This is a genomic window from Acholeplasma sp. ORD1043 (genome assembly GCF_057808485.1).
The window spans coordinates 1-11,087 of the sequence record NZ_JAQLOJ010000005.1 but is presented as its reverse complement, the minus strand read 5'-3'; the positions used below and the strand labels follow the sequence as shown (position 1 = coordinate 11,087).

Below are 11,087 nucleotides of genomic sequence, written 5' to 3'. Positions count from 1 at the left end.
ATGGCAAGCTTCCAAGGAACAAGAATTAATCCAAAACATTTACATAAATCACAAATTAAATTCTTTTTAATCCTAGTACCACTGGCAATCTTTATGGCATTACCGATTGTCTATATTGTTTCAACTGCATTTAAACCGATTAATGAATTATTTGCATGGCCACCACAATTCTTTGTTGTTGAACCAACCTTAAAGAACTTTACTGATCTATTCAATGTCACATCAACAACTGGTGTACCAATGACTAGATATTTATTCAATTCGATTGTTATTTCAGTATTAGTTGTTATAACAAGTATCTTTGTTTCATCACTGGCAGGTTATGCATTATCTAAAGTTCAATTTAAACTTAAAAAACCTTTATTATTCTTAAATAATATTGCGATTATCTTCGTTGGGTCATCGGTTGTTATTCCAAGATATTTAGTCATTCAATCATTAGGTTTAGTTGATAATTTCTTAGTCCATATTATTCCAGGATTAGCAATTCCTGTTGGATTATTCTTAATTAAACAATTTATTGACCAAATTCCAAACGAGTTAATTGAAGCAGCTAAGATTGATGGTGCAAATGAGTTCCAAGTATATATGAATATCATTCTACCTTTAATCAAACCTGCGATTGCAACAATCGCAATCGTATCCTTCCAAGGTGTTTGGAATAACGTTGAAACATCAACACTTTATATTCAAGATGAAAGATACAAAACTTTTGCCTTCTACATGTCAACATTAACAACAACCGCCAATACGGTTGCCGGTCAAGGGATGGCGGCAGCAGCAGCACTCATTATGTTTGTACCAAATCTCATCATCTTCATCATTCTTCAAAAGAATGTGATGGATACGATGGCACATTCTGGTATGAAGTAGGAGGGTCCTATGAAAAAATTAGCGACTATCCTAATTACCATATTGGGGGTAATTCTAACTTTATCAATCGTTCCAAGATCAAATGCTTGGACAACGACAGGTGCTCCTTATGATACATATACAATTGGTCCAAAAGGAGACTTCGTTTTAACCCAAACTGCATATGAACCAGCAGGTCTTTTAAGTATGAATGTCACTTTAAATCAACCAAGAGATATCTTCATTAAAGATGATGTGATTTATATTGCAGACACAGGTAATAAGAGAATTTTAAGTGTGACCTTAGATGGTCAAACAGAAGTACTCATCACTGGTTTAGTTGAACCAACGGGTGTACATGTTGATGATGATCATAAATTGTATATTGCAGATAAAGGTGCCAATGCAATTTATGTTTATGATGAAAACTTAAATTTAACTTTAACAATTGACAGACCAGATGAACCAATCTTTGGTATCAACTCACCATTTGTTCCAATTAAAGTAGCAACCGGTCCACGTGGCATTATCTATGCCACTGGTGAAGGCTCAGTCTCTGGTGTGATGTCGTTTAACTATATGGGTGAGTTTTTAGGGTATCTTGCAACCAACCCAACCAATAAAACATTTTTTAGAGAAATCCTCGAATTCTTTGACCAAAACTTAGCACCAATTACACCATTATCACCTGAGAATATTGCAGTTGATAAGAAGGGATCAATTTATACCACCTCACATACTGAAACTGCACCGATGAAAAAGTTTAATATTGCATCTCAAATTGTTCTTGCTCCATATCAATTTGATTTTCCAGTCGCGGTCCATATTAATGACTTTGGCAATATCTATACAATAACTGCAGAAGGTGTGATTAGTGAATTTGATGCTGCAGGTAACTTGCTCTTTATCTTTGGTGGTAAATCAAGTAATACCCAGGTCTTAGGTTTATTTAGTAACGCACAAGATATTGTTGTTGATTCAAACTACAATATCTATGGTTTAGATCAAGGTAGTAATTCAATTCAAATACTTGCAAGAAGTGAGTTTACTGCACTAGTTCATGATGGGTTACAATCGCTTAATAACGGTATTTATGATGTAGAAGAGTGGGAGAATATTTTACGTATGAACTCAGTCTTTGCACTTGCAAACTCAATTATTGCACGTACATATTACCGTACAGGTGAATATGGAAAAGCACTAGATTATTATCGTATTGCAAGTGATAAATCAGGTTATTCAGATGCTTTCTGGCAAGTAAGAAATCAGTTCCTACAAGCCTATCTAGGTATTATTCTTTCTGTTGGATTAGCTTTATTTGTCCTACATTTTGTTTTAAAGTATGTCGATCAAAAGTATTCGATATATGACCCAATTAGAAAATTTGATCAAAATGTAAATAAAGTAAAAATATTAAGAGAACTTCGTTTTGGTATGAAGGTCTTTAGGCATCCAATGGATACTTTCCATGAAATCAAACATGAAGGAAAAGCATCTAACTTATCAGCAATCATTCTTTATTTAACGTTCATTATTTTAAACATCATTGCTGTCTATACAACTGGATTCATGTTTAATGATAACAATCTAGATAACTACAATGTCTTATCTAGTTTCCTAGGTTTAGGATTATTCTTAATCTTATTCGTGTTTGCTAATTATCTAATCTCTAGTTTAGCATCTGGAGAAGGATGGTTTAAGGATGTCTTTATTGGTACGGCATACAGTTTAATGCCTTATATCATTATGACAATTCCAATTATTCTATTATCTAATTCACTCACATTAAATGAAATATTTATTTATCAATCAGTGATGTTCTTAAGAGATGCTTGGACCGTTATCTTAATATTGTTAATGGTACTTGAAATCCATAATTACTCAGTTAAAGGATTAATTAAGAATATGTTGCTTACAATTTTCACGATGGCAATTATGGTAGCAATATTAGTGCTTATTTACTTACTGGTTGTTCAAATGTGGGACTATATTACAAGTGTTATAAAGGAGGTGTGGGATCGTGTCTTTAACTAAAAAAATGTTCTTATTCGTGTTATCTTTCTTATCTTTAGTTTTAATCACATTCTTGACATCTTACGCGTTAGAACCAAAGAATGTACACGATTTTGTGCAATCTCAAAGTATTGCACCAATTCCATCAGCTCTACTTTCAAATCGATATACTCAAGTAGATGATTTAAGGGTAATTGAAACAAACCCATATGCATCTTTAGATGGTTATGAACTGCTTGGAATCGAACCAACAAATAACCTAGCCCTTTATGTAAATAATAGTTGGTTAAGTTTACGTATTGTTAATTTAGATACAGGATATGTCTGGGCATCTAATATGGATTATGATTATCTTGATCCAGATAGCCCATTATATAATCCTGATGATATTGGGGCAGATTATTACCTAGACCCTGAATATGATCGAAATAGAGATGCATTTGTGAGAGAAGATAGAAGTCCTGTTTCAATTACTTATTACAACACGCTTCAAACGACTAATCAAAGAACAACTGAGTACTTATTTGAGAATGTCTTAAGTGGTACGATTCAACGTGTAAGTATTCCAGGCAAACTTGGCTTTAAAGCAATGATTACAATGCCGATTTCTGGTATTAAATTCCATATGTTAGTTTATCTTGATTCAGAGGGTCTTCATGTTGAAGTTCCATTTGAAACAATTCAAGATAATGGAAATTTTATTCTATCTACGATGACATTATATCGATACTTTGGTTTTACAAAACAAGACTTTACACCGGGTTATGTTTTTATCCCAGACGGGATTGGAGCTTTAATTAGATATGATAGTCTAAATACAAGTGCCTTTGTTAAAAAGTTTTATGGACCAGATTTTACACTAAATGAAGTAGGTCCTGAAGAAAGATTAACGGCATCTGTTTGGGGGTTAGTTCAAGGTGTTAACCAAAATGCAATGCTTGGTATTGTAGCTAGTGGTGCAGGTAATGCAACCTTCTCATATATTCCAGCGAATAACATCCAAACAAACTTTAACAGAGCTCAAGTTGCTTTTGAGTTTAGAAATACATATACACAAAAATTAAATGCATCAGGTACATCAACGATTGAAAGAATTCAAACACAGATGAATCCTTTTGATATCCATTTAATCTATCAGTTCTTAGATCATGATGATGCAAACTATGTAGGTCTTGCTAATCAGTATCGTAGATACTTAATGAATAAAGGTGAAGATTTTAATAAACTTATTGATACAGAAAAAATTCCAATGTATCTAGATGTTCTAGCAGCTGAAAATAGACCAGTTTGGTATGGTAGAGAAACATTTACTATGACAACCACCAACCAATTAAAAGATATGGTTTATGAATTAAAAGAAGCTGGCGTTGGTCATTTAGATATTAATGTTTTAGGTTGGCAAAAAGGTGGACTTGGGTACACTCAACCAAACTACAATAATTATGAAGGAAAGTTTGGTAGTCCTTGGGATTTATATGAATTAGAAGGAACCAATGTTTTCTTTGGAATGATGCCTTGGTATGCAACAAGATCAGGTGGAGGTTATAACTCAGGTCAAGTGGTGCAATCTCAAGGACAAGAATTAATTGGTAATGAGACATTCTTCTTATTAAAACCTGAAGAAGCATTATCAATCTTTCAATCAAACTATCATGCAATGTATAAACACGGAGTAAGAAATGTTGGCCTTGGTGATTTTGGGTATATCTTATTTAGTGATTATTCAAATGGTATTAAATCAAGATCACAAAATATTGAAACAATCAGACAGTTTTTAAATGTTGCAGAAATGACAGCTGTTGAAAAACCATTTGACTATTTATGGAGTGCTGATGTCATTACAGATATTCCAATGTATTCATCTCAACAACTCAAATTTACAGATACTGTACCATTTATTCCAATTGTCTTATCAGGGTATAAGAATGTTTATGGTCGAAGTGCTAACTTCTTTGCTAATACAACCAATGAATTATTAAGAATGGTTGATTATCATATCTTCCCAAATTATTTCTTAACCCATGAATCAGCAACACTGCTACTCAATACGAGTGCAAATACGATTTTTACTTCTCGCTTTGCTGATTGGAAAGAAGAAATTATTAGACAATATAACTTTGTTAATGATGCTTTAACCCATGTTATTAATGCGCAATTTACATCAAGAACAGTATTACTTCCTGGTGTTGTTAGAAATACATATAACAATGGCGTTACAATTTATGTAAACTACACTGGAAATAATGTCAGTGTGGATGGATTATTAATTGAAGCAATGAGTTACGAGGTGAAACTATGAAAAAGTTCCTAAGTTTCTTTGCTAAGATTGATAAGAGTGAGCAAGGTAAGCAATACTTAGTTTTATTTAATTTCATCAAAATTAGAATTACACATTCAAGAAGAGAAGCATTTATTGGGTATATCTTTATTGGTATTTGGATTATTGGGTTCTTGTGGCTAACGGTTTATCCGCTATTCATGAGCTTGATTTATAGTTTTGCTAATGTAACAATTCCAGGTGGCCAAGGGGTTAGAATTGAATTCAACGGATTCCAAAACTATATTGACATCTTAAATGATTTTCAGTTCCTTAGTGCACTTCAAAGCTTTGTTATTCAGTTATTACTCTATCTACCATTAGCAATTATCATCTCGATGATGATTGCGATACTTTTAAACCAAAAGATTAAGATGAGAGGTTTCTTTAGATCCATATTCTTCCTACCTGTCATCATCGCATCAGGTCCAATTATGGCAACCCTCTTTGGTAGTGGTGAACGTGCTGGTTTACTTAACCAAACATTAAACGAAGAAGTGCCAATGTTACTTCAAAGTTTCTTACCAGAATTTTTATCTGAATTTGTTACTGGTATGTATGCACATTTAATCGTCATTCTATGGTTTAGTGGTGTTCAAATTATTCTGTTTTTAGCAGGGCTTCAAAAGATTAATAAAGAGATTTATGAAGCAGCATCTATTGATGGTGCTTCACCTTGGGAATCATTTTGGAAGATTACCCTACCTAGTTTAAAACCAATTATTTTAGTCTCTGCAATTTATACAATTGTCATGTTATCAACTTTCCCTAATAATCGGGTTTTATTTAGAATTAACGTTGTAAGACAATCGTCGTTTGGTGATGCATCTGCATTATCTTGGGTCTATTCGTTAGTTGTAGCTCTCTTTTTAGGAATTGTTTCATTCATATTGTTATATGAAAGAAAAGCAAAAGAGAAGAAAGTGAACATGGAGGTTAAGCGATAATGAAAAAAGATTATAAAGCCTCTATGAATAAAGTTAGACGATTCTTAGTTGGTATGCATTTTACCGATGGATTTATCTTTAAGTTTATTATTTATTTCTTATTGATTATCGTAGGATTTGTCTATGTTTATCCACTACTTGTGATGGGTTCATTCTCACTCATGAGCTTAGAAGATTTAGTTAATCCAATGGTTTCACAAATCCCAACGGAACTTTACTTCCAAAACTATGCTGATGCTTGGCGAGCACTAGATTACATCAAAGTATTTTTCCAATCGTTAGTTGTTACACTCTTACCGGCAATTATTCAAACCTTTGTAGCAAGTTTAATTGGATATGGTTTTGCAAGATTCGAGTTTCCACTTAAAAAAATGTGGATGTTGCTTGTCTTACTTACTTATTTAATCCCACCTCAAGTCTTTATCATTCCAAGATTTATTCTTTACAATGATCTAGGCTTACTAAATAATGTTGGTGCAATTCTTTTACCAACAATCTTTGGTCAAGGTTTAAACTCAGCAATATTCATTTTAATTTTCTATCAATTTTATAAAATGATTCCAAAAGCACTGGATGAAGCAGCACAAATTGATGGAGCAAACAGATCATTTATATACTTCAAGATTGCTATACCATTATCAATTCCATCATTTATTACAACGTTCTTATTCTCGTTTGTATGGCAATGGAATGAAACTTATCAAGCATTTATATTCCTTGGTGATGGTTGGCAAACACTACAAACCAGATTAGCAATCTTCGTATCAGCTTCTCAAGGTAACCAAGTCACTGTGATTGAAGCCGCTCAAAACGAAGCTCAAGCGATGGCTGGTAACTTATTAATCTTACTTCCTATGTTAATCGTTTATTTCATCTTACAAAGATGGTTTATTGAAGGGGTTGACAAATCTGGACTAACAGGAGAATAGAATGAAAAAAATATTTGTCTTATTAATCATCATGTTAGGAGGATTTATCCTCATTGGTTGTGAACAAAATAATGAACCACCGGTAATTGATGGTGAGTTAAATGCATCAGAACTTGCTGTCATTAATGAAGAATACAAAAGAAGTTTTGACTTTTTTTGGGAAACAACAAATCATACGGATGGTTCGGCTGGATATGGACTCGCACGCGATAGATATCCAGGAAATCCTACCATAGCTTCCATTGGTGCGGTTGGATTTGCATTATCTGCATATATTGTAGGGGTAGAAGAAGGGTGGATTTCCTTTGAAGAAGGTTTCGAAAGAACGGCTAAAACAATGGATACCTTGCTTTCTCTTCAAAGAGTAAATGGTTTTTACTACCACTGGATTAACATGCAAACAGGACTTCGTGAGTGGCAAAGTGAAGTATCAATTATTGATACAGCCTTAATGCTTATGGGAGGATTAGCTGCTGGTGAATATTTTGGTGGAACAGTTAAAGAAAAGATTACAGATATTTATAGAGCAGTTGATTGGCCATGGTATTTAAACCCAAATAATAATTTATTTTATATGGGGTATAAACCAGAAACTGGTTTTAGTGGTGCGTGGGATCATATGGCAGAACAATTAATGGTGTATGTTTTAGCGTCGGGTTCACCGACACATTCAGTATCAAAAGCACCATATAGTATTATTATGACCATTCAAAATGCACAATATAAAGGTACTTATACTTCAACAACAAACCCAGAGTTATCTGTAACTACACCATTTTATTATTCATATAATGGATCATTATTCCAACATCAATTCTCACAAGGATTCTTAGACTTAAGACAAAAGGTTGATGAGAATGGTGTGAATTGGTTTGAAAACGGACGTCTTGCAACCCTAGCAAATTACGCATATACCCAAGATGTTTCACATCTATATAAAACATATGGTAAATACTCATGGGGATTATCTGCAGCAGATGGCCCTGGCGAATATAATGCATATGGCGGAAAACCTGCTAAAAATAATACGCATAATGGAACAATCGCTCCATATGCTGCAATGGCATCCATCAATTATGCACCAAAACTAGTAGGTAAAACAGCAGTTCATTTCTTTAGTGAAATTAATGGTTTAGTTGGTCAATATGGATTTAAAGATTCATTTAATTTAGGTCCTGTGAATCCGGAACAATTCCCTAATATTGCAGCTAAAACACCATGGGTAGCGTCTGATTATATTGGTATTGATAAAGGGATTACTTTAATAATGATTGCTAACTATAAAGATGCCATTATTTGGGATGAAGTGATGAAGAATGATTACATTAAAGCAGGCTTAACAGTTTTAGGCTTCACGACTCAAACAACACAAGAATCTTAAGGAAAAAATACCTTAGATTATTATCTAGTAGTTGATATCTCTTGAAAAAGTAAACGTTTTCATATATAATATATTTAGTGATATCGAAACGTTTCAATTTTCGAAATATGAGATATCATCGATTCAAAATGAATTCTAATTATTAAAAAAAATAAAGAAGGAAAAGGAGTAATAGGGATGAAAAAAATTATATCAGGTTTCTTATTAGCGCTTGTAGCATTAGTACTTGTTGCCTGTGTTGAACCAACGCCACCAGATGGTGAAACAGACACAGAAAAACCAGTTATTATCGGCGCTGATGATAAAACAATTACTCAAGGGGAAGCGTTTGATCCATTAGCAGGCGTTAGCGTGACTGATAATGTGGATACAATTACACTTACTCTTGCAAACGTAACAGGTAGTGTAAATGTTGATGTTGTAGGTGTCTATACATTAACTTATACAGTATCTGACACAGCTGGCAATACAACAACTAAAGAACGTAAGATTACAGTTGTTGCACCAATGCCTTTAGGTAACTTAGTTGGTGGCGATTTCGCTGGACCTAACTTTGCTGAAGGTTGGTCAGGCTGGCATGATGCTGGTTCTGGCTATGATGTTGAAACAGGTATCGTCGACGGTGTTGCTGTCGTCAATATTAAGTCAATACCAGTTGGCGACTCACAATGGTGGGGCGTTCAATTAAGATATCAAAAAATTGTCTTAGAACCATTCGTTTCATACAAACTAAGATTTGATATTAAAGCAGATGCGCCTCGTTATATCAATCACCAAATTCAAGGTGGTGGAATCCCTGACGGTGGTAAAGCTTATGGTGAAAAGAATACTGTCTTAGTAACCACTGAGTGGCAAACAGTAGAAAAAGATTTCTACGTTAAAGGTGCTGCTAATAATGCAGAACTTCAATTTGCTATGGGTGCTTTTGCTGAATCAGTCATTGGTACACCAGAAGAATTCCGTTCTGTAGCAACTAAGATTTACATCGATAATGTAACAATCGTTGAAGGACCAGAACTTGAAAATAGTGCACCAGTAATTACTGCACCAAACCTTGTTGTTAAAGTTGGACAAGAAACTCCAATTAAACAAGGTGTAACAGTTATTGATGACTTTACAGCTTTAACTCCAGCAAATGTTACTGTGACACAAACTGCACCTGAAACTCAATTTAATCCTGCTAACCCTGCTAAAGGTGTTTATACATTTGAATTATATGTTGAAGATGCTGAAGGTTTATCTCATACAGTTACTAGAACAATTACCGTTGCTGATCCGTGGAACCGTCCAGTTGATTTAACACCAACTGAAGGTGCTGCTGATGGATGGTGGGTCTTTGAAGCTGATGAAATGAACTTCCTTGATGTAACTCAAGATGGTAATGTAACTGCAATTGAAATCTTAGAAGTTGCTGACTCTGACTGGAAAGCAATGTTTAGAGTTGATGCAGTTCAATTCTTTGCAGGTACTTATGAAATTTCATTTGAAATTAGAGCAGACCAAGAACGTGATGTTAGAATTGCGATTGAAAATGCTGGTTTAGATACGCCATTTGTTCACATAACAGCTGGTGAAGCATGGTCTTACATCACATTAACATATACATTTGCATCAAATCAAACAAATAAAACATTCGCATTCTGGCTAGGTTCTTTAACAACAGCTCGTCCAGGTGTTGAAGAAGGCCAATATACAGCTGCTGATGATATTGCAACAACAGTTTACTTAAGAAACTTTAATGTTGCAGTTGATGGTAACGTCGTTGAACCAGTTTGGAACGTTCCAACAAATATGATCGTTTCAACTGAAAGCGAAGGTTGGTGGGTCTTTGAATCTGACGGTGATTGGATTGATGTAACAAACGTTGGTCAAACTGCCGTTGTTGATATTAAAGCTATTGCTCCAGATGACTGGAGAGCAATGTTTAGAGTTAACGGTGTTAACTTTAAAGCTGGTACATATACTGTAAGATTTGAAGTTAAAGCTGATATCGCTCGTCAAGTACGTGTTGCAATTGAGGGTGCTGGTTTAGCAAACACATATGAACACTTTGAAGCAGCGACTGATTGGGTAACTATTGAACTTGTTTATAATTTTGAAGTTCCTGCTGAAAATAAAGTATTTGCATTCTGGTTTGGTACACTAACCACAGAACGTCCTGGTATTCCTGCTGGTACATTTGTTGCAGAAGATGACGTTGTAACTAAAGTTCACTTCAAGAATTTCCGTGTTGAATATCAAGAAGGTGAATCATTAGGGCCATGGTCAGTTAAAACTGATTTAGTTGTTCAAGGTGAAGGTGACTGGGCTTTAGCTGGTACATATGATGGTTGGTGGATTCGTGAAGTTGATCACCCAGTTGGTGTAACTAACCTACTTGAAGGTGTAAGCCAAGATGGTGTGACTTCAATTGAAATCAAACACATTATGAGTGGCGACTGGCAAGCTGCATTCTTAGTTGAAAAAGTTCAATTCTTCGCTGGTGTTTACACAATTACATTTGATGTAAAAGCTGATGAAGCAAGAAAAGTAAGAGTAGCTATTGAAAATGCAGGACTAGATGGTAATGTTGCATTCCAAGATATTCAAGCAACTACTAATTGGACAACAATCACTTTAACTTATACATTTGAAACAGACCAATTAAA

The 11,087-nt window shown here is 34.4% G+C and carries 7 protein-coding genes; all 7 read left to right on the top strand.

Features of this window, described 5'->3' with window-relative positions:
• The gene (locus tag PG914_RS02505; RefSeq protein ID WP_488822111.1) at nucleotides 1–873 is read left to right on the top strand and encodes a carbohydrate ABC transporter permease; all 873 of its coding nucleotides are present in this window, start codon (nucleotides 1–3) and stop codon (nucleotides 871–873) included.
• A gap of 9 nt (nucleotides 874–882) precedes the next feature.
• Entirely contained in the window at nucleotides 883–2,886 is a 2,004-nt protein-coding gene (locus PG914_RS02500; RefSeq protein WP_488822110.1) for a YIP1 family protein, read from the top strand.
• Complete coding sequence (locus PG914_RS02495) at nucleotides 2,873–5,164, top strand: DUF5696 domain-containing protein (protein ID WP_488822109.1); 2,292 nt, start codon at nucleotides 2,873–2,875, stop codon at nucleotides 5,162–5,164. The genes PG914_RS02500 and PG914_RS02495 overlap by 14 nt, the downstream gene beginning before the upstream one ends.
• Nucleotides 5,161–6,129: a carbohydrate ABC transporter permease gene (locus tag PG914_RS02490; RefSeq protein WP_488822108.1), complete on the top strand. Its 969-nt coding sequence runs from the start codon at nucleotides 5,161–5,163 to the stop codon at nucleotides 6,127–6,129. Before PG914_RS02495 ends, PG914_RS02490 begins: the two co-directional genes overlap by 4 nt.
• Nucleotides 6,129–7,058 carry a carbohydrate ABC transporter permease gene (locus tag PG914_RS02485; RefSeq protein ID WP_488822107.1) on the top strand — a complete coding sequence of 310 codons (930 nt, stop codon included), beginning with the start codon at nucleotides 6,129–6,131 and terminating at the stop codon, nucleotides 7,056–7,058. Before PG914_RS02490 ends, PG914_RS02485 begins: the two co-directional genes overlap by 1 nt.
• A gap of 1 nt (nucleotide 7,059) precedes the next feature.
• Nucleotides 7,060–8,439, top strand: a complete 1,380-nt coding sequence (locus PG914_RS02480; protein ID WP_488822106.1) for a glucoamylase family protein — start codon at nucleotides 7,060–7,062, stop codon at nucleotides 8,437–8,439.
• 177 nt (nucleotides 8,440–8,616) lie between these two features.
• On the top strand, nucleotides 8,617–11,087 hold a 2,471-nt coding region (locus PG914_RS02475), incomplete at its 3' end, for a carbohydrate binding domain-containing protein (protein WP_488822105.1).